Origin of the sequence: Acinetobacter sp. YH12021 (genome assembly GCF_013420145.1) — a bacterium.
Lineage (GTDB): Bacteria > Pseudomonadota > Gammaproteobacteria > Pseudomonadales > Moraxellaceae > Acinetobacter > Acinetobacter towneri.
This window is the reverse complement of sequence record NZ_VOYT01000005.1, coordinates 91,476-111,857: the sequence shown is the minus strand read 5'-3', so window position 1 is coordinate 111,857 and position 20,382 is coordinate 91,476. Positions and strand designations below refer to the sequence as shown.

Annotated in this window: 14 protein-coding genes, 2 tRNA genes and 1 pseudogene; 7 read left to right on the top strand and 10 right to left on the bottom strand. The window is 41.6% G+C overall.

The features are described from left to right. Positions 1-355 precede the first annotated feature (355 nt). Entirely contained in the window at positions 356-1,243 is an 888-nt protein-coding gene (locus FTT91_RS06605) for a lytic transglycosylase domain-containing protein (protein ID WP_004972115.1), read from the top strand. Between the two features lie 188 nt (positions 1,244-1,431). Further along, positions 1,432-2,337: a protease HtpX gene (gene htpX, locus FTT91_RS06600; RefSeq protein ID WP_004972117.1), complete on the top strand. Its 906-nt coding sequence runs from the start codon at positions 1,432-1,434 to the stop codon at positions 2,335-2,337. Between the two features lie 111 nt (positions 2,338-2,448). Here htpX and FTT91_RS06595 read toward each other — a convergent pair whose 3' ends face one another. The 3 genes and pseudogenes from FTT91_RS06595 to FTT91_RS06585 form a co-directional block, all read right to left on the bottom strand. Further along, positions 2,449-3,039: a DUF4112 domain-containing protein gene (locus FTT91_RS06595; RefSeq protein ID WP_180169170.1), complete on the bottom strand. Its 591-nt coding sequence runs from the start codon at positions 3,037-3,039 to the stop codon at positions 2,449-2,451. A 145-nt stretch (positions 3,040-3,184) separates the two neighbouring features. After that, on the bottom strand, positions 3,185-4,519 hold the full coding sequence (gene mgtE / locus FTT91_RS06590; RefSeq protein WP_180169169.1) for a magnesium transporter: 1,335 nt from the start codon (positions 4,517-4,519) through the stop codon (positions 3,185-3,187). 164 nt (positions 4,520-4,683) lie between these two features. Continuing rightward, positions 4,684-7,788: pseudogene (locus tag FTT91_RS06585) on the bottom strand (multidrug efflux RND transporter permease subunit). Between the two features lie 244 nt (positions 7,789-8,032). Here FTT91_RS06585 and FTT91_RS14750 point away from each other — a divergent pair. Next, the gene (locus FTT91_RS14750; protein WP_257229579.1) at positions 8,033-9,901 is read left to right on the top strand and encodes a hypothetical protein; all 1,869 of its coding nucleotides are present in this window, start codon (positions 8,033-8,035) and stop codon (positions 9,899-9,901) included. A 38-nt stretch (positions 9,902-9,939) separates the two neighbouring features. Here FTT91_RS14750 and FTT91_RS06575 read toward each other — a convergent pair whose 3' ends face one another. The 5 genes from FTT91_RS06575 to FTT91_RS06555 all read right to left on the bottom strand — a co-directional run bounded on the left by FTT91_RS06575 (position 9,940) and on the right by FTT91_RS06555 (position 15,214). Beyond that, positions 9,940-11,091: a helix-turn-helix transcriptional regulator gene (locus FTT91_RS06575; protein ID WP_180169168.1), complete on the bottom strand. Its 1,152-nt coding sequence runs from the start codon at positions 11,089-11,091 to the stop codon at positions 9,940-9,942. A 260-nt stretch (positions 11,092-11,351) separates the two neighbouring features. Further along, complete coding sequence (groL, locus tag FTT91_RS06570; RefSeq protein ID WP_096900991.1) at positions 11,352-12,986, bottom strand: chaperonin GroEL; 1,635 nt, start codon at positions 12,984-12,986, stop codon at positions 11,352-11,354. A 59-nt stretch (positions 12,987-13,045) separates the two neighbouring features. Continuing rightward, entirely contained in the window at positions 13,046-13,336 is a 291-nt protein-coding gene (groES, locus tag FTT91_RS06565; RefSeq protein ID WP_004972131.1) for a co-chaperone GroES, read from the bottom strand. A 185-nt stretch (positions 13,337-13,521) separates the two neighbouring features. Beyond that, entirely contained in the window at positions 13,522-14,295 is a 774-nt protein-coding gene (locus FTT91_RS06560; protein ID WP_180169167.1) for a metallophosphoesterase, read from the bottom strand. After that, a complete protein-coding gene (locus FTT91_RS06555; RefSeq protein WP_180169166.1) occupies positions 14,276-15,214 on the bottom strand; it encodes a diacylglycerol kinase family protein in 939 nt (312 codons plus the stop codon). The genes FTT91_RS06560 and FTT91_RS06555 overlap by 20 nt, the downstream gene beginning before the upstream one ends. Before the next feature lie 417 nt (positions 15,215-15,631). On the opposite strand from FTT91_RS06555, the gene FTT91_RS06550 reads away from it, so the two are divergent. Continuing rightward, positions 15,632-17,461 carry a phosphoenolpyruvate carboxykinase (GTP) gene (locus FTT91_RS06550; RefSeq protein WP_180169165.1) on the top strand — a complete coding sequence of 610 codons (1,830 nt, stop codon included), beginning with the start codon at positions 15,632-15,634 and terminating at the stop codon, positions 17,459-17,461. 293 nt (positions 17,462-17,754) lie between these two features. After that, positions 17,755-18,189 carry a hypothetical protein gene (locus FTT91_RS06545; protein ID WP_131260784.1) on the top strand — a complete coding sequence of 145 codons (435 nt, stop codon included), beginning with the start codon at positions 17,755-17,757 and terminating at the stop codon, positions 18,187-18,189. 39 nt (positions 18,190-18,228) lie between these two features. Here FTT91_RS06545 and FTT91_RS06540 read toward each other — a convergent pair whose 3' ends face one another. Both FTT91_RS06540 and folD read right to left on the bottom strand, forming a co-directional pair. Next, positions 18,229-18,897 carry a methyltransferase gene (locus FTT91_RS06540; RefSeq protein ID WP_004972140.1) on the bottom strand — a complete coding sequence of 223 codons (669 nt, stop codon included), beginning with the start codon at positions 18,895-18,897 and terminating at the stop codon, positions 18,229-18,231. 270 nt (positions 18,898-19,167) lie between these two features. Further along, positions 19,168-20,016: a bifunctional methylenetetrahydrofolate dehydrogenase/methenyltetrahydrofolate cyclohydrolase FolD gene (gene folD / locus FTT91_RS06535; protein WP_004972142.1), complete on the bottom strand. Its 849-nt coding sequence runs from the start codon at positions 20,014-20,016 to the stop codon at positions 19,168-19,170. A 152-nt stretch (positions 20,017-20,168) separates the two neighbouring features. Here folD and FTT91_RS06530 point away from each other — a divergent pair. Together FTT91_RS06530 and FTT91_RS06525 are read left to right on the top strand one after the other, a co-directional pair. Next, positions 20,169-20,242 (top strand) — tRNA-Cys (locus FTT91_RS06530). Positions 20,243-20,257: 15 nt separating this feature from the next. Next, positions 20,258-20,343 (top strand) — tRNA-Leu (locus FTT91_RS06525). The last annotated feature ends 39 nt before the right edge of the window (positions 20,344-20,382 follow it).

Here is a 20,382-nt window from a genome sequence, read left to right as displayed (position 1 = left end):
CACTTTTTCGCCAAGATGCTTATCTTTTGGACTTTTCCACAGTTTTCCACAAAAGCTGTGGATAACTTTGTGGATTTAAAACAACTTGACAACGCCTCTTGCCGTTATTCTAAGGCTTCTCTTTAAATTGATTACTTTTTGATCGATTTTATTTTAATTTAAAATCATACACTTAAGTGTGTCAAGCTGATCCAATTAAAAAAAAATAAATATTTTTTTTGATTACTCTGTCAGCAATTAAGCTTGATTTTTTTCGACACTACTGTAAATGAATTTGTACAAAGCCTTTTCATCTGTGAGATTTTTGTTAAACTCCTATTAACTGTTTGGGGACAGCTTTTAGTGTATTCACAGCATGAACAATAAAATTAATGCCTTTTTACTGTATATTTTGGGGACTGCCAGCATCATGCCTTTGGCAACGACAACGCACGCAGGTCAAATTTATATGTATAAGGACAGCAATGGCAGTACCTTGCTGACTAACCGCAAAAGTGCAGATCGTTCACTGACAAAAGTAAAAGTCACATATTATCCAGACAGCAATATTCACAGTTATCGCAACTGGGGCAATTCCGAAGCGTCGGTATTGCCAAGTTATAGCCGCAATAAAAACGCCTTTGACCACATTATTCAGCAAGCAGCACAACAACACGGTGTTTCAGAAGGTCTAATTAAAGCAGTGATGCATACCGAATCAGGTTTTAATGTCAACGCCCGCTCGCCTGTCGGTGCACAAGGTCTAATGCAGCTCATGCCTGCGACAGCACGACGTTTTAATGTCAGCAACGCTTATGACCCGCATGAAAACATTATGGCGGGTGCAAAATACTTGGCTTGGTTACTCAAACGCTTTAATGGCAACACCACTTTAGCTTTGGCGGGCTATAACGCAGGCGAAGGCAATGTTGCAAAATACGGCGGTGTACCGCCTTTTCGTGAAACACAGGATTATGTACGTCGTGTGACCAGTCGCTATAGCAACCTATATGCTAGCGGCGTTAGTGCAAGTTCTGGCAGTAACGCGATTACGGCAAATAACAATAGCAATACTCAGAGTCAAAATGCACAAGTGATTGCGCAGTCAGACAATTACACTGCCAGTAATCATCAAGTGGCGGCAAACAAACGTCCACAACGTCAAATTATTATGGCTGCCGATGGTCGCTTTACCGATGCACCTGCAGGTTCTTACGCGACAGGGAATGCCACGGCTTCGGCACGTATTTTTATTTCAGAATAAAAGCTACAGCACTTCATTTGAGCTTGCGTTGCCGCAAGCTCAAATGAAGTGCCGATTGCAGTATCAGCTCAAAATATTTTTAGTACAGTTTTATTATTTTTCTTGAATTTTTAATACATACACCGCATATTTACGGCATGGTTTATTAATAAATCAGATTACATTTTTAATATAAGAGGATTTACTCAATGATGCGGATTGGTTTGTTCTTGCTAACCAACCTCGCGGTACTGGTTGTAGCTGGCATAATTTTGTCACTCTTCGGTGTCGGTAGTTACCATGGCGCGGGTGGCTTAAACCTAGGCAACCTGTTGGTCATCTGTTTTGTCTTTGGTATGGTTGGCTCTTTAATTTCACTATTCATGTCTAAATGGATGGCGAAAAAAACAACTGGGACTGAATTAATTGACCCGAATGCCCCTCGTAACCAAGCTGAAGCGTGGTTATTAAATGAAGTTGCGCAATTGTCGCAGCGTGCTGGTATCAAAATGCCAGAAGTGGGTATTTTCCCTTCTTACCAATCGAATGCTTTTGCAACAGGTTGGAATAAAAACGATGCTTTAGTGGCTGTATCTACAGGGCTGCTTGAGCGTATGAACAAAGATGAATTACGTGCAGTTTTGGCACACGAAATTGGTCACGTTGCCAATGGTGACATGGTGACCTTGGCACTGATTCAAGGTGTGGTCAACGCATTCGTCATGTTCTTTGCCCGTGTTGCAGGTGACTTCATTGACCGTAACGTATTTGGTCGTGAAGATGGCGAAGCACCAGGCTTGGCTTATTTTGCAATTACCATTGTACTGGATATCGTATTTGGTATTTTGGCCTCTTCAATCGTGATGTGGTTCTCGCGTCAACGTGAATACCGTGCCGATGAAGCAGGTGCACGTTTGGCAGGTAAACAAGCCATGATTTCTGCATTATTACGCTTACAAGCAGAATCTGAAATGCCTGATGCAATGCCAAAAGAAATGAAAGCTTTTGCGATTTCTGCAGGTAAAGAAGAAGGTTTTAGCTTGGCAGCGTTATTCCAAACTCACCCAAGCATTGAACAACGTGTTGCAGCTTTACAGCAATTAAATTTACCTTAATACTGCTAGCAAGATATTGTAACAGCGACACCAAAAAGCTTCCTCAGGGAAGCTTTTTTCATGTCTGTAAATTAGATCTGCCAGATGGTTTTGTACTTTAAACAGGTTCATTTAAACAGCAAAACTTTGTGACCAGTGCCACAACCAACTTGCACCGAGCCATGCTGCCCAAATAAAGAAAATAAGAAAAATCACACCAAGCAAATCAGGCAAATGTAGCCACAGCCATGCCACTACAGAATTACGCCAAAATGCTGACTGCTGCTGTTTACGTTCCAATCGCTCATGTAAAAAAGGATGTACCACATGATGCTCACTGTGAATCTGATATTCTTCACGGATATGCGTATGCACTACATCTAAAGCTTTACGGCTTGGGCGAATAAATACATCAAATACTGTGCCGACAATTGGCACAAAACCAACTACCGCATCCATCACAGCAAGTTTAATCACGGGAGTGAGTTTGGTTTGTGGTACACCAATTTGTTTGGCTTTATAAATCGCATAACAGGTCAGTGCAAAACCTGCGACATCCCCCGCGACAGGTACAGTGCCTAATGCGGCATCTGCTCCCACGCCCTGCTTGGTAAATGGAATACGCACCACAGAATCCATCATATTGGCAAACTTGGCTAAATCGCGCTCTAAGCGAATCACCTCTTGCTGGCTAAGTTTTTTTGAAGATGCAGGTTCTGGCATAGAAAACGTATCGTTGGGTAAATGCAATCTACTTGAGAATAAAGCAGTTTTTTACTCAGGTCTGTTATGATTTTATAAACAGAATTTTGATCAATGCAAAAAGTTTAAGATGAGGTCTTGAATAAGTCATCATCACCGACAGTGTTTAAAGTAACAACTGTGAAGCAATAAATAAGTACACCACCACGCCCGTTGCATCACAAATCGAGGTTACCAAAGGCGCAGAGGCACTGGCAGGGTCTAGTTTCAGGCGATGCAAAATAAAAGGCAAACTCATGCCAATTAAACAGCCCATCAGCACAATGCCCAGCATACTCAGTGCCAATACCACAGACACCATCATATCGCCACGGTAATAGCCTAAAATTGAAACCGCAAAAGCCATAGTTCCACCCAAACATAGCGCCACCAAACTTTCACGTCCGAGTAAATGCAGCCAATCTTTAAATTGCACATCACCTGTAGCCAGTGCCCGTACCATTAAGGTCGCAGACTGAGAACCCGCATTACCACCACTACCGACCAAAAGCGGCAAGAAAAAAACCAGTACAATATGTGCTGCAATAATGTCTTCATAATGCGCAATGCCAATTCCAGACAATAAACTGCCAAATACCAAAATCACCAACCAAAACACACGTTTGCGATATAAAAATAAAATTGGCGCAGTTTTTATACTCATGCCAGGTGAAGACGCTACCGCACTGGATTTTAAAAAGTCTTCTGTAGTTTCTGCCTGTACCACGTCCATCGCATCATCATAGGTGACAATCCCCAGTAAATGCTGTGCATCATCTACAATCGGTAAGGCCAAAAAATCATAATGGCTGAGTTTTTGCGCGATACTTTCCTGATCTTCAGTCACCAAACCTGTGACCAAATCGGTGCACATCACATTTTTAATTTTTTGTTCAGGCGGGTTTTGAATAATTTCCCTTAAAGAAATAACCCCCAATAGTTTCATTAGTTCATCGACAATATAAATCAGGTACAAAGTTTCCCGATCTGTGGTCATTCTGCGCAATTCATCTATGGCTTGCTGCATGTTCAGTTCTGGCGAGAGCACCACGAAATCCGAACTCATAATCGCGCCCGCAGATTCTTCAGGATAGCGCGCTAAAGTCTGAATCTGTGCGCGTTTTTCTTCCGTAATGTGTAAGCTGACAAAACGCTGTAAATGCGGAGAAAGTAACTTAAATAAGTCGGTGCGGTCATCTGAATGCATGGCTGAAATCAGTTTGACCAATTGCTGCGGTGCAATCGCTTCGGCAATTTGAAGTTGTGAATGCAGTGGTAAAAATTCCATCACCAAGGCAGCACTGTCAATTTGTTCAATTAAACTCAGCTGTGCTTTCAGACTCAAGTGCTGCATTAAGTCGGCTAAATCGGCAGGGTTGATACTGTCGATCAAGCTGCGCACTGTACTTGACTGATGCAATTGCAAGGCTTGTTCTAACTGTGCAGCGTGCAGATTGGTCATTGCTCTCACCCACTCCATCATTCCAAAACGTAAAATGAAGAATGGGCAAAGTTTCTCAGCCCAAACCAACCCTTAAAAACCCGAAAATCTGTAGATTTATACAAGATTTTTAGCGTTTCATATCATAGCCTATAATTTTGCTAAGTGCCTAATAAAAAACATCTTTAGTTTATGGGTGATGAACGATTCACTTGAAATATAGAACGAACCAGCACATACATAAACGGAATAAAAACGAGCACTAAAATTGTGCCAAAAATAACTCCACCTAAAACACTCACCCCAATTTCCTGACGGCTTGCTGCACCTGCACCAAAGGCAAATACTAGCGGCAAAATACCTGCACCAAATGCCAATGAGGTCATTAAAATAGGTCTGAGCCGTAAGCTTGCACCTTCTAAAGCGGCTTGAATCACCTGTTTGCCTTGTTGCTGCGCAGCCGAAGCAAACTCCACAATTAAAATGGCATTTTTACATGACAAACCAATGGTGGTAAGCAAGGCAATTTGGAAATAAATGTCGTTCGGGAAACCTGCCAAATAGCTGAAAATAATATTTCCACCAATTCCTAAAGGAATGGCACTCATCACGGCTGTTGGAATACTCCAACTTTCATACAAGGCAGCAAGGCATAAGAAAATAAACCCGATGGAAACCAAATACAGTAACAAAGCCTGATTGCTGGACTGATTTTCTTCAAAAGACAACCCACTCCATGCCAAGTCAATGCCCTGCTGCTGTGCCACCATCTGTTCTAAATCACGCATCGCCTACCCTGAGCTATATCCTTCGGCAGTATCGGCTTCCATTTGCAAAGCGCTATAACCCATAAAACGATTGACGACTTCTGGCCCACCGCTCCAACTGAGTTGAGCAAACTGGCTAAAAGGTACCATTTGATTTTGTTGACTACGTACCGACCATTGGTTCAAATCTTCAGGTTTACCACGAAATTCGGCATCACCCTGCATAATTACGCGTTTAATTCGACCACGGTCAATAAAATCGTTGATATAACTGCCGCCCCAAGCTGCCGCTAAGGTACTGTTAATAGCCGTTTGATTTAAACCTGCTGCCATCGCCTGTTTCTGATCAATCGTGACGTTTAGCTCTGCTTTTTCCGGATTAGCACGTTGATCTAAATTCTTAAAGCTTTGATATTGAGTGGCTTGCTGCTGCAAATTTTGAAATTGCTGGGTTAAAAAATCACGTCCTGTACCATTCACATCTCGCATCCAAAACTCTAAGCCATCGGTTTGTCCCAAACCACGGACTGCCGCGGGCATACCAATGGTAATTTGTGCATTGGGGTGCTGTCGAAAATGCTGCATGGCACGTTCACGAATGGCTTGTGCAGTATGTTGCTGCCCTTGACGCTCATCCCAATGTTTTAGCGCAATAAAACCCTGACCTAAATTCTGCCCTGTTCCCGAAAAATTACGTCCATAACGAATCATCACCAAATCAACATTGTGGGCTTCATGCTGCATAAAGTATTCGCGTATGCTTTCGCCCACTTCACGACTTTTAGACAACGGCGCACCTTCCTGTAATTTAAATTGCACCGACAACATGCCCTGATCTTCATTCGGGATAAAACTGGTAGGTAGGGCACGGTAAAACAAAGCAAAAACCGTCAGTAAGCCTGCAAAAATAACCAGACACACCGCTTTATGCTGAATCGTCCAGCCTGATAATTTGAGATAGTGTTGTTTTAAGCTTTCCAGTTTTTGATTAAACCAGATGGCCCATTGGGCTGGTTGTGAATTGGGTTTTAAAATCAAGGCACACAAGGCAGGCGTTAAAATTAAGGCCACACCTAAAGACAGCACCATCGCAGTGACTAAGGTGATGGAAAACTGGCGATAAATCACCCCAGTCGAACCACCAAAAAATGCCATAGGAATAAATACTGCGGTCAAAACTAAGGTAATGCCGACCAAAGCACCGCTAATTTCCTGCATAGATGCGATAGATGCCTGTTTAGCCGAGAGCTGCTGTTCGTGCATTAAACGCTCGACGTTTTCGACCACGACAATCGCATCATCCACCAACAAACCAATCGCTAAAACCAAAGCGAATAAGGTCAGCGTGTTAATACTTAGGCCAAAGAGTTGCAACACGGCCATAGTGCCTAAAATCACCACAGGCACGGTTACGGTAGGAATGAGCGTCGCGCGCCAGTTTTGTAAAAACAAGAACATCACGATGACAACTAAAATCACCGCTTCAATTAAAGTTTTCACCACTTCATTAATTGATTCCTGCACGAAAGGCGTGTTATCTCGTGGATAGACAATTTGGTAACCTTCGGGCAATTGTTGTTTTAAATGCTCAATTTGTTTTTGAATTAAGGCTGAAGTTTGTAACGCATTGGCACCAGACGATAAAGAAATCCCCATCCCTGCCGATGGAAAACCATTAATGGTATTAAAGTTTTGATAATTTTCTGCACCGAGTTCTATACGTGCCACATCTTTTAAATAAACAAAGCCACCTGCCTGATCTGCTTTTAAAATAATATTTTCAAATTCTTCTACCGTTTTTAAGCGTGAACCTGAGGTGACTTTGGCATTGAGATATTGTTCTTGTGCTGTGGGTAATTCACCAATTGCGCCTGCTGCGACTTGGGTATTTTGTGCCAATACTGCAGCACGTACATCACTTGGCATGAGTGCGTATTGTTTTAACTTTAACGGATTCAGCCAAATCCGCATTGCATATTGTGCACCAAAAACATCGACCTCACCCACACCTTCAATGCGTGCCAACTCTTGCTCTAAATGACTCATCATATAGTCAGACAAGGCAATATTGCTGCTTTTGCCTGTGGCATCGTACAGCCCAATGACCATGTGGGTATCACCCAATGATTTAAAGACATTTACCCCCTGACGTTGCACATCTTCAGGTAAGCGGTTAATTGCGCCATTAATCGCATTTTGTACCTGGACTTGTGCGGTATCGGGGTTGGTACCATTTTCAAAGCTAATGCTGATGCGACTTCGTCCTGAAGAATCACTGCTAGAACTGAAATACAGCAGATGATCCAAACCTTTGATTTGTTGTTCTAAAATTTGAGTCACACTTTCTTCTACGGTTTCAGCCGAAGCACCTGTATAGGTTGCGCTGACGGTGATACGAGGCGGTGCAATGTCTGGGTAGCGTTCTACAGGTAAATTTAATACTGAAAAAATCCCCAGTGCCATCACCACAATGGCGAGCACACCTGCAAAAATAGGACGTTCAATAAAAAATTTAGACAGCATAGAACAAGATCACTTTCTGGTGGCGATTGGGCTTAAACACGCAATATTTTTCTTCAAATTAACATAGGCGAGTGGATCTTCCGTGACTGAAAATCAAAAAATTATACTTTTTCACAAAAATATTGTTTTTTCTTCATTTTTTCTCACAGATTTAAGCCCTTAACCTCCTCATTTTAGGATATGCAGCGACTCAGCCATGTTTTTATACTTTGTCTATAAACAACGAGATGACAAGGAAATCATGATGAAAAAAACGTTAATTTGCTTAGCCTTAGCAGGTTTACTCAGTGCATGTGGCGGGTCAGACAATGATTCTGGTAGTTCTGCTCCCCCACCATCAAACACCACAAAAACTGGCGTACTGACCGATGGGCCTGTGAGTGGTGCAACTTATACAATTAATGGTGTCTCTAAACGTACAAATGCTCAAGGGGAGTTTGAATATCAAGAAGGTGATGAAATCACTTTCCATATCGGAAATATTGAAATTGGCACAGTAACTGGTGCTGATCGTATTACCCCTGTGGAGTTAGCCGATGATGTAACAACACGAACAAATTTACTTATTTTTTTACAATCTTTAGATTCTGAGGGTGATCATGACGATGGTATTCAAATCCCTGACTCAGTGAGTCAACTCCCTGCAAACTCAATTGACTTCTCTAAACCAACAACAGAATTTATTACAAGCTTTCAATCTGTTCTACAAACAATAGAAGTTTTTAAAGATAAAGTCGTAGTTAGCGCAACAGAAGCACAAGCTAACTTTAACAAAACACTCCTCAAAGATATCGTTGGGGTTTGGTACGCAAAAAATGCTGAATCAGAAATCGTACTTCAAGTAACCTCAGACGGGAAATACCTGATTGGCGAACCTATTGTTAGCTCACCATCTGATAGTGCGAATGGCATGGAGTACGGTGAGTTATCGGTAAATGCTGTTGCTGGAGATTTATGGGCGCAATCTTCAATTGATACAAATGAAGATTGGGGCTTAACTGATTCTGGAAAAACACGTGATATGAAAATATCATTTGATGGTACACAGTTAAAAATTTCTGAAGCTCAAAACCCTAATGAAAGTGCAACATTTACTAAAGTCCCTCAAAACAATTCGAGCATTGCAGGTGCTTGGAACTCAAGTTCAGGCAAGCAACTATTTGTTTTCAATCCGGATAATAATACCTATATCATGGTTGATGCTGTTGGGGACGATCAAGTGGAAGTTGGAGAAATGCCTTGTGGTGGACCAGGTATCGAATATGGTAAATATCGTGTTCAAGATGGAAAGTTATTCGTAGATAATATCCTGATCGATACAAATGGCTGTGCAGGCTTATCTGACAATAGTGCAAACTCAAGCTCAGGTCTACCAGTCACGGTTAATTCGACATCACTTACACTCCACGAACCAAATGAAGGTACATTTATACTCACAAGACCCAATACAGAAGGTACTACCACAAGTAGCGCAAGCCAATTCTATAAAGATATTGCTGGAACTTGGGAAATTGGACGTACCAATGCATCTGCTGTTTTATTACATATTTTACCCGATGGACGTTATGCTCTGGGTGAAGCAGATGTAGCTGATGAAACAGGGAAGCCTGGTATTGAAATCGGACAATTAAATTGGAATGCTTTAACCTCAGCGCTGAACCCTGTAATTTCCATAGATACAAACGGTGACTACGGGCTTTCACATCCTGACAATGATGGTCACCACCGCCTAAGTTATAATGGCACAGATCTAGTGCTGACTGATGTAGGAAGTAATAGCACCTATATTTTAACTAAAGTAAAACAATCATCAGGTCTAGTTGGCACTTGGCAATTTAATCAAACTCACTTGTTTGCTTTCTTTGACACAGGATTCTATTTCTTGTTAGACACCGAAGGTGATTGCGATAACCCAGGAATTGAATATGGTAAATATTCAATAACATCCAATACACTTGCCGTAACAGAAGTGTTATATGACACCAACGGTTGCGGTGGATTACATGACACTTCGGATAGCGCTAAAGTTAATGCAACTTATAGCATCTCCGGAACAAGTCTAACCTTGCATCCACAAGGCGAAGACACTATTACCCTACAACGTAGTAACTAAAAATATTTTAAAGCTGCCTAAGCAAAATTTAGGCAGCTTTAACCAATATGCTCAAAATGAATGGTACAACCCATTAATAAATGCATGAGTTCAATTTGCGATTTGCATTGGGTTTTTTCATAAATATTTTTAAAATAAGTGCGCACCGAACTGAGGGTAATCCCGCAATGTTCCGCAATTTCTTCTAACTTATAACCATTCAACAACAACTCACACAACTCAAACTCACGTTTAGATAATTGATAAGCTTGCTGCAAATAGGCTTTAGACAAGGCATAGTGCTGATGTTTATCGGTCAGAAATACCGCAATTTGATGTTGTCCTGCATTTTGATGCTGCATATTTTTTAATTTAGAACAAGGTACGATAGTCAGCATTAATTGTTGTCCTTTCGCATCTGACAAAGACAATACACCGCCTACATCTGCGTTTAATGCCGACTGTCCCAACAACGCTGAATGTAATAGTTGATCTAAACGACTTTGATCATAAGCATGGGTTTTTAATCGATTATACAAATCCAAATCTAAACATGAATCGTGTTCCAGCATGCTTTGAGCTAAAGGGTTTGAATAAGTCAAACTCAGCTGATGATCAAGCAAAATTACACCTGTTTTTAAATGATCGAGCACGCTATACAAACTTAAATTTTCTTGTTTAACCAAACTAAACTGACGATGGATTTGTAAAGCACGGCGTAAATGCACACCCAAATGCTTTAAAAAATCCAACTCTTTTTGTTGATACGGCGCTACATCTGGCGCACGGTGTAATCCCAAAACCGCCCAGCGATGTGAACCCTGATCGAGCAAAACAGCCGAGATATAACTAATTCCCGTCGGATTCAAACACCGTTCATAAAAGATATATTCATCACTTTCAGGGTTTTCCCCATAATGCGATAAATCCGAGCTCGCTACTTGGCCCACACCTAAATTTTCCCACAATACTCGGTGTAACTGCATGTCAATCACACGAATCCGCTCATCACGATAGGCATGCAAAGCTTCATCTGGAATATTGTGACTAAATAAAAAATCGTAACTTGGACTAAATTGATCTAAGGCAGTAAAAATGGCGGTTTTACTGTCTGTATATTGAACAATTTTTTCAATTACTTGCGGCCATAAATTCACATCTACAGCGGCATCATAAATACTGCCTATAATTTCGTGTTCTCGGTTATCCATTTTTATCCCCTTTATGCCTACTCCAATCTGCATTACATTTATTTAATCATTTGTTTTTCTTATTGTTCTAAAAAGAATAATGAGTTTTATTCACAAAAAAAAGGAGTTTAGATACATATTACACATTTAATGTGTAAATAAAAAATAGCTAGGTGATTTTGTCTTTTCATGTGTGCAATCTCTACATTACAAAAACTGCGCCATAAAAAAAACCCCGTATCTGACGATACGAGGTTTTTGAAGTTTGGGTACGCTGAGGTTTACATCATACCGCCCATACCACCCATGCCACCCATATCTGGCATTGCTGGCTTGTCTTCTGGAATTTCAGTAATCATACATTCTGTTGTTAACATCAGACCAGCAACAGACGCTGCATGCTCAAGTGCAGAACGAGTTACTTTTGCAGGGTCAAGAATACCCATTTCCAACATGTCGCCATATTCACCAGTCGCAGCGTTATAACCATAGTTACCTTCACCGTTCTTCACAGCATTGATTACTACAGATGGCTCATCACCAGCATTGGCTACGATTTGACGAAGCGGAGCTTCAATTGCACGACGAAGAATGTTGATACCTACGTTTTGGTCATCGTTAGCACCAGTCAGACCATCAAGTGCAGATGCAGCACGCACCAGTGCAACACCACCACCTGCAACAACACCTTCTTCAACCGCAGCGCGAGTTGCGTGAAGCGCATCATCCACACGGTCTTTCTTCTCTTTCATTTCAACTTCAGTTGCAGCACCAATTTTGATGACTGCTACACCGCCTGCTAATTTAGCAACACGTTCTTGAAGTTTTTCTTTGTCATATTCAGAAGTAGATTCTTCGATTTGCGCACGGATTTGCTGAACACGCTCAGAAATCTGATTTGCATCACCAGCACCATCCACAATCACGGTGTTTTCTTTAGAGACTGTAACTTTGTGCGCGCTACCCAAATGCTCTAGTGATGTTTGCTCCAAAGACATACCAATTTCTTCAGAAATAACCGTACCGCCTGTCAAGATTGCAATATCTTGAAGCATTGCTTTACGACGATCACCAAAACCAGGCGCTTTCACTGCACATACTTTAATGATGCCGCGCATGTTGTTTACAACAAGTGTTGCCAACGCTTCGCCTTCAACATCTTCAGCGATGATCAGAAGAGGCTTACCTGTTTTTGCAACCGCTTCTAGGACAGTAATCAGTTCACGAATGTTGCTGATTTTTTTATCAACAAGAAGAATGAACGGGTTTTCAAGTTCTGCAGTCAAAGTATCTTGTTTGTTCGCGAAGTATGGTGAGATATAACCACGATCAAACTGCATACCTTCTACAACGTCAAGCGCGTCTTCAAAGCCTGAACCTTCTTCAACAGTGATTACGCCTTCTTTACCAACGCGTTCCATTGCTTCTGCAATTAACTTGCCCACAGTCGTGTCCGAGTTTGCAGAAATAGAACCTACTTGCTCAATCGCTTTCGTGTCAGAAGCAGGTTTAGCCGTTGCTCTAATGTCTGCAACGACTGCCTTTACAGCAAGGTCGATACCACGTTTCAAATCCATTGGGTTCATGCCCGCAGTTACAGATTTGATGCCTTCATTTAAAATGGCTTGTGCAAGTACTGTTGCAGTGGTCGTACCGTCACCTGCGATATCATTGGTTTTGCTAGACACTTCACGTACAAGCTGAGCACCCATGTTCTCAAACTTGTCTTTCAAGGTGATTTCTTTCGCAACAGATACACCATCTTTAGTGATGTGCGGCGCACCGAAAGAACGGTCAATCACTACGTTACGACCTTTAGGGCCTAAAGTTACTTTAACTGCGTCTGCAAGTACGTTTACACCTGCGATCATTTTTGTGCGAGCTGAATCACCAAATTTTACGTCTTTAGCTGACATGTTTAACTCCAAATATTTTTAAATAATGTTCAAATTTGCTTTGAATATGAGTTCTGAACTTAGCCTTCAAGTACCGCTAAAATATCAGACTCTTTCATAATTAGAAGTTCTTCACCGTCTACTTTAACTGTGGTGCCTGCATAAGTACCAAACAAGACTTTGTCGCCCACTTTTACGTCTAAAGCGCGTACGCCATTGTCTGTAATTTGACCATTACCTACTGCAATCACTTCACCTTGGGCTGGTTTTTCTGCAGCAGAACCTGGAAGCAAGATACCGCCAGCTGTTTTTGTTTCTTCTTCAACACGACGAATAACTACGCGGTCATGTAATGGACGAATGTTGCTCATAAATAACTCCATTAGACTAAGTCAATGTATAGATTCCTGATGACGACTTAATTATTCCTTTGGTCATCATCAAAATAAATTTTAGATGACACAGTTGTGGGGATGGAAAAAAACGCTTCAAGGGGAAAAGCTAAAAATTTTTCAATTTTTGTTGTTTTTTTAGACAAGTTGGCTAGATCGGTGATTTATTCTGCATTTTGTTGCCACAACACAAATTGCTTTTTTTCAGCATCAAAAATGTAATGCTGCACATCACCATTGTTACACAATACATTTAAGCTATTCGGCATACCTTGATGCAAACGATATGAAATTGCAGTACCCGCATGAATATCCAGCACAGGATGCGCTGAGCCTAAGGCATAAATTTGATTTAAGTCATATACTGCGGGTTGGTGTAAATGCCCATGCAGCAAGGCATATAAACCACTTTTACTCCACTGCTCTAAGGCAATTCGCCCCAACACTGGGCAATCTTTAATGCTGTGGCGATCATCTGGTGGTGTATAAAATGGTTGATGCGCCACCAAAATTTTAAACTTATTACTTGGCGCAACTTGTAGCAAAGCTTCAACTTCCTGAATTTGACTTAAAGAAATATGCCCGCGAGTATGAAAACGGCGTCGAATACTATTTACGCCTATCAGATAAAAATGTTGCGTTTCCAACACACTTTCCATGCGCCCAAAAAACAACTGATAACGGGCGAATGGACTCAAAAACCTTTTCCAGAGATGATACAGCGGAATATCGTGATTACCTGGTACTACCAAATACGGCACATCTAAACTGTCTAAAAAATGCTTACAGGCATAAAATTGTGCATAACGTGCGCGTTGAGTTAAATCGCCGCTCACCACTACCGCTTCAGGCTGCAATGATGCACACAACTGTTGAATCGCCTGCATACACGCGATATTTTCGGTGCCGAAATGCAAATCAGACAGATGCAATAACATGCGGCACCTTAATGTTGAGTGCATTCTTCTGCACCGAAATATGTAATGGCGGACGCATTTTGACAATTTCCCCATCTATCGCCACGGTCAGCTGCGTCTGTGTACTGTGAATTACCACCTGATCTGCAGCAAAACTATAAACATCACTGGCTTGATCTAGTTTGCCCTGAATCATTTGCCATAAAATTTTAAATAAAGTCAGCTTATCGCTTTTGGCAACCACGACACCCGCAACTTTGCCCTGTTCTGCCGCTTGCGCAATACGTAAATTCATTTCAGATAATTGCAATTGATTATTGCCAAAGAAAATCAACGGGGTTTTTAAGGGATAAAGTGTGCCATCGATTGCAATTTTTAATTTTAACTCTTTACGGTCACGAATCAGCACATCCAAACCTGAAGTATAGGCATGCAAAGGTAAACGTCCTAAATATTGGTTATAACGCTCGCGCTTTTGAATAAATAAAGGGTACAAACCCAAACTGGCATTGTTTAAATAAATATGTTGATTGATTTGTGCCACATGCACAGCTCGCGTCGTGCCTGTAGCAATGACTTGTGCAGCATCAATTAAATCCAGTGGGATATTCAATAAACGCGCCACGTAATTAAACGTGCCTAAAGGCAAAATACCCATCGGAATGTGAGTGCCTTTCAGTTTAGCCGCCACTGCATTTAAAGTACCATCACCACCTGCTGCAACCACAACACCGCTTAACTGCGCTGCTTGATGCCGTGCTAACACCTGTTGCATCAGTTGATCAAAATTGGCGATTCCACCCATTTCAAACAATTGGATTTCAAAACCATGCTGTGACAAAACATGCAACAGTTCTTCATATACACCTTCTTGCTGTGTGGCATGAAATCCTGATTTTTGATTATAAATAAGAGATAAAGGCTGTAATGTTGTCGACATTTTCTTCAATCATTTTAAAGCTTTTGCTCTAATTTCAACCAATTGATGCAGAATGAAAAGCAGCTTTATGTAAAAATCGAATGACGACCATTCATTAAATCAATAATCATTCTTTATAAAATTTAAGATATAAGTACATGTTTTAATTAAAAATAATTAAAATAAATAATGCCCATAATTTTTTTAAATAATGATAAATGGAACACAAAAAAGTTGTAAGCCCATGTTTCATATATGTTATTCATTATTTATATGGGTATTTTTCACATAAAGCTAAATCAAGCCTATGTCTTATTTTTTTTATGTTTTTGTGCTTTAATACAGCCACTTTTTTTTCATATTTCATCTGAACCATGTACCCCATCGTTCAGATTGTACTTTGTACACGATTTGTACACATTTAAGATAGGCCTCACCATGACCCAAGTGAACGCACCAGAATTCGTTCGTCACCCTAAGCTTATTGCATGGGTTGAAGAAATTGCAAAGTTAACGAAACCAGCAAAAATTGAATGGTGTGACGGTAGCGCAGAAGAATATCAACGTCTAATCGACTTGATGATCGCTAACGGCACCATGCAAGCATTAAACCAAGAAAAACACCCTGGTTCGTACCTTGCAAATTCAGATCCTTCTGACGTTGCTCGTGTTGAAGACCGTACTTACATCTGCTCTGAAAACAAAGAAGATGCTGGTGCGACGAACAACTGGGAAGCGCCAGCTGAAATGCGCGCTAAATTAAACGGTTTATTCGACGGTTCAATGGCTGGTCGTACCATGTATGTGGTTCCATTCTCTATGGGCCCATTAGGTAGCCACATTGCTCACATCGGTATTGAATTAACTGACTCTCCTTATGTTGCTGTCAGCATGTCTAAAATGGCTCGTATGGGTAAAGCTGTTTATGACGTATTGGGCACAGATGGCGAATTTGTTCCTTGCGTACACACTGTGGGCGCACCATTGGCTGAAGGCGAAAAAGACGTTGCTTGGCCATGTAACAAAGAAAAATACATTGTACATTATCCAGAAACTCGTGAAATCTGGTCGTATGGTTCTGGTTACGGCGGTAACGCATTATTGGGTAAAAAATGCTTAGCGCTTCGTATTGCTTCTGCAATGGGCCGTGAACAAGGCTGGTTAGCAGAACACATGCTTATTTTAGGCGTGACCAATCCACAAGGCGAAAAACACTACATCGCTGCAGCATTCCCTTCTGCATGTGGTAAAACCAACTTTGCGATGTTAATTCCACCTGCAGGTTACGAAGGCTGGAAAATTGAAACTGTAGGTGACGATATTGCTTGGATCAAACCAGGTGAAGATGGTCGCTTATATGCAATTAACCCTGAAGCTGGTTTCTTCGGTGTTGCTCCTGGTACAAACACCAAGACTAACCCGAACTGTATGGCAACTCTGCACAAAGACGTGATTTATACCAACGTTGCTGTGACTGACAACGGCGAAGTATGGTGGGAAGGTCTATCTAAAGAAGTTCCTGCAAACCTAACCAACTGGAAAGGTCAACCACACACTGGCGCAGAAAAAGCAGCTCATCCAAATGCGCGCTTCACTGTTGCAGCAGGTCAATGCCCTTCTATCGATGCTGACTGGGAAAATCCAGCAGGTGTTCCAATTTCAGCGTTCATCTTCGGTGGTCGTCGTGCAGACACAGTGCCTCTAATTTCAGAAGCATTTGACTGGGTAGATGGCGTATATAAAGCAGCAACGATGGGTTCTGAAACGACTGCAGCAGCCGTTGGTCAACAAGGTATTGTACGCCGTGACCCATTTGCAATGCTTCCGTTTGCTGGTTACAACATGGCAGACTACTTCTCTCACTGGTTAGAGATGGGTGAGCAAGTTGGCGAGAAAGCAAAAGCTGCAGGCAACAAATTACCAGGTATCTACAATGTAAACTGGTTCCGTCGTGATGCAGAAGGCAACTTCGTATGGCCTGGTTTTGGTCAAAACATGCGTGTACTTGAGTGGATCATTGATCGTTGCGAAGGTCGTGCAGAAGCTGTTGAAACTCCAATTGGTTTTGTTCCAACGTATGAGCAATTGAACTGGACTGGTTTAGATTTCTCTAAAGAGCAATTTGAAACTGTAACAGCGCAAGACAAAGAACAATGGATCAAAGAGTTAGAAAGCCACACTGAGTTATTCAACAAACTTGGTGAGCGCCTACCTGCTGCATTGAAAGCACGTCAAGCTGCTTTACTTGAAGCGGTTAAATCTGCGTAATTCAACGCTGATTGCTAAGAAAAGGTCACTTCGGTGACCTTTTTTATTGCCCTAATATTTTATGTGTTAAAAGCACCGAAATCCGCTCTTCAACAATCCCACCTGATGTGTAAATACTAAATAATACGAAGATTCAAGGTAAAAACATGACATCACAAGCACACGCTTATCAGCTCAAATATAGACAGCCTGCTACACCGCCAACAAAGCCATGCTTTGTCCACTCAGCTATGGCATACTTAAAACAAGAATGAAATGACATCAAAACATGAGACATGATCATGAATAAAACCATGAAGAATACAATGATTATTTTGGCTATGACGGGACTTGGGTTAGGTTTATCCGCTTGTCAAAGTTTGCCTGAGCAAAACGAGAATAGTTTTATTGGCTATAAAGTCGAAAGCAAAACTGATCGCAACGCAGTATTAGCCTACACTCTTGCAGGACGTCAAAACCAACAGCGCGATGAAAGTAAATTACAGCGTGCCTGCCAAAAAGAACTTGGTGCGCATAAAACTTATCAATTGCGGATTTTAAGTATTAATGAAGTGGTGAATCCTGCAGCCAACCAACAAGACCCGTATGGTCGCCAACTTGGGCAAAGCCGCACCTCTATTGGCTTATCGAACACACCTGAGCTACATAGCAGTGAAAACTATGCTACACGTCAGGCCTTAGATGCTCGCCCAAGCACACTGCGCATTGTGCGTTATAGCTGCAATTAATTCGCGCCACAAAACTGGCTTCCTATAAGACGTGATGAGTTATCGCGTCTTATAAAAACTCACATTACGGAACTCTTTGGCTTCATCCAAATCTGGCCATGTGGTCGCGCTGCGTTCATCTATTTTTATATATTGTGGATGACTAAAGTTTTTCACTCGGCTGTCTGCCACCCAAACTTCTGGGGCGAACTTTAAGAACTCATCTAAAAAAAAGCGATTGCATTGATCATAAAGTACATCGGCAGCCAACAATACATCCACTTGTTCTGCTTTGTATAGATCATCTAAATATTCAAGCACCACATCATTCAATTCAGCATTGGCTCGACAGGCTGCAAGGCTAATGGGGTCAATATCACAACAAATTACCCGTTTGGCACCTGCCATTTTTGCAGCAATCGCCACCACGCCCGAACCTGCACCAAAGTCTAAAACGACTTTATTTTTTACTTGCTGCGGTTCTGCTAATAACCATTGCGCCATTGCAAGTCCTGAAGCCCAACAGAAAATCCAGTACGGCGTATCATTCCAAATACGACGAATCACTTCATCATCTAGCTTGTCGGTAGGAAATACTGGTGGAATAAGCCAAAGTGAAATAGGCGTTTCAGGCAATTGCTGTGCCAGTAATTCACAATTTGGAATTACATCATGTAAAGCATCTAAAAGATGTTCAGGGGCTTTAGGAAATTGAAAGGTACAGCTCATTGGATTTTTATTCGTTCTAATTTAAAAAGTTCCCTCTGCTTTTTTAAAGGAGAGGGAGCATTCATTATTTTTACAATGAATTCCCCACTCTTTTTTAGGAGAGTTAGGGAGAGAATTTTTAAGCCCTCATCCCAGCCTTCTCCCTGAGCCGTATACGGCGCAAGAGAAGGAACATCCATTATTTTCACAATGAATTTCCCCTCTCCTGAGCAAAATTTAAAGCACTGCTTTTAAATTGAAGCGCAAGAGAGGGTTAGGGAGAGGTCTTCATCAACCTAACGCTTTCTCAGCCGCTTCAACCGTTTGACGAATCAAAGTTGTAATGGTCATTGGACCAACGCCACCTGGTACAGGCGTATATGCAGAAGCAATCTCTTCAATGCCTTGCAATTGGATATCACCAACACCACCGCCATCACGTGGATGGAAGCCTGCATCAACAACCACAGCGCCTGGTTTGATCCAGTCTTTTTGAATCAATTCAGCTTTACCAACCGCACCAACAATAATGTCCGCTTGTTTCACAAAACTTGCAAGATCTTGGGTACGTGAATGGCAAATGGTTACTGTTGCATTGGCTTCAAGAAGCATCGCAGCCATTGGTTTACCTAAAATTGCCGAACGCCCCACAACAACGGCATGTTTGCCTGCAATTTCAATGTTTTTTTCTTTAAGAATGGTCATAATGCCTGCAGGTGTTGCAGAACCATATGCAGCTTCGCCCATTGCCATACGACCATAACCTAAACAGGTCACACCATCTACGTCTTTTGCAAGTGAAATCGCATCAAAACAAGCACGCTCATCAATTTGCGCAGGAACTGGGTGTTGCAACAAAATACCATGCACATCAGGATTGGCATTCAATTTTTCAATTTCTGCCAATAATTGTTCTGTGGTGGTTTCTGTTGGCAATTCTACTTTTAAAGAATCCATGCCCACACGACGGCAAGCATTGCCCTTCATGCGTACATAAGTTGCAGATGCACCGTCATCACCGACCAAAATAGTCGCTAGAATTGGGGTACGACCTGATTTTGCTTTTAACGCTTCTACACGTGTTAACAGATCAGCTTCAATTTGTTTTGCCAATGCACGACCGTCTAAAATTAATGCCACGGCACATCTCCAAATGTTGATATGAATCAATTTTGCAAATAATACATGATTATTTAGACTATTTTATTCTATATGTCGAATTAATGTGCATCTGCTCATTTAATAGTATTGTTTTTTTTTCAGAGCTTGCTAATATACGCATCACAAGACGCGGCGGGGTGGCAGAGTGGTCATGCAGCGGACTGCAACTCCGTGGACGCCGGTTCGATTCCGACCTCCGCCTCCAATCTTGTAAAACTATGCCCGAGTGGTGAAATCGGTAGACACAGGGGATTTAAAATCCCCCGCCCTCAAAGCGTGCCAGTTCGAGTCTGGCCTCGGGCACCATTTTAAAATAGATTAAAATGGTGCAAATAAAGAACCCAG

Excerpts from the sequence above, each read along its gene's own strand:
- htpX (WP_004972117.1), top strand. The coding sequence starts at position 1,432 with ATGATGCGGATTGGTTTGTTCTTGCTAACCAACCTCGCGGTACTGGTT.
- FTT91_RS06605 (WP_004972115.1), top strand. The coding sequence starts at position 356 with ATGAACAATAAAATTAATGCCTTTTTACTGTATATTTTGGGGACTGCC.
- FTT91_RS06560 (WP_180169167.1), bottom strand. The coding sequence starts at position 14,295 with ATGTTATTGCATCTGTCTGATTTGCATTTCGGCACCGAAAATATCGCG.
- FTT91_RS06575 (WP_180169168.1), bottom strand. The coding sequence starts at position 11,091 with ATGGATAACCGAGAACACGAAATTATAGGCAGTATTTATGATGCCGCT.
- mgtE (WP_180169169.1), bottom strand. The coding sequence starts at position 4,519 with ATGACCAATCTGCACGCTGCACAGTTAGAACAAGCCTTGCAATTGCAT.
- FTT91_RS06555 (WP_180169166.1), bottom strand. The coding sequence starts at position 15,214 with ATGTCGACAACATTACAGCCTTTATCTCTTATTTATAATCAAAAATCA.
- FTT91_RS06550 (WP_180169165.1), top strand. The coding sequence starts at position 15,632 with ATGACCCAAGTGAACGCACCAGAATTCGTTCGTCACCCTAAGCTTATT.
- FTT91_RS14750 (WP_257229579.1), top strand. The coding sequence starts at position 8,033 with ATGAAAAAAACGTTAATTTGCTTAGCCTTAGCAGGTTTACTCAGTGCA.
- FTT91_RS06595 (WP_180169170.1), bottom strand. The coding sequence starts at position 3,039 with ATGCCAGAACCTGCATCTTCAAAAAAACTTAGCCAGCAAGAGGTGATT.
- groL (WP_096900991.1), bottom strand. The coding sequence starts at position 12,986 with ATGTCAGCTAAAGACGTAAAATTTGGTGATTCAGCTCGCACAAAAATG.
- FTT91_RS06540 (WP_004972140.1), bottom strand. The coding sequence starts at position 18,897 with ATGAGCTGTACCTTTCAATTTCCTAAAGCCCCTGAACATCTTTTAGAT.
- FTT91_RS06545 (WP_131260784.1), top strand. The coding sequence starts at position 17,755 with ATGAAGAATACAATGATTATTTTGGCTATGACGGGACTTGGGTTAGGT.
- groES (WP_004972131.1), bottom strand. The coding sequence starts at position 13,336 with ATGAGCAACATTCGTCCATTACATGACCGCGTAGTTATTCGTCGTGTT.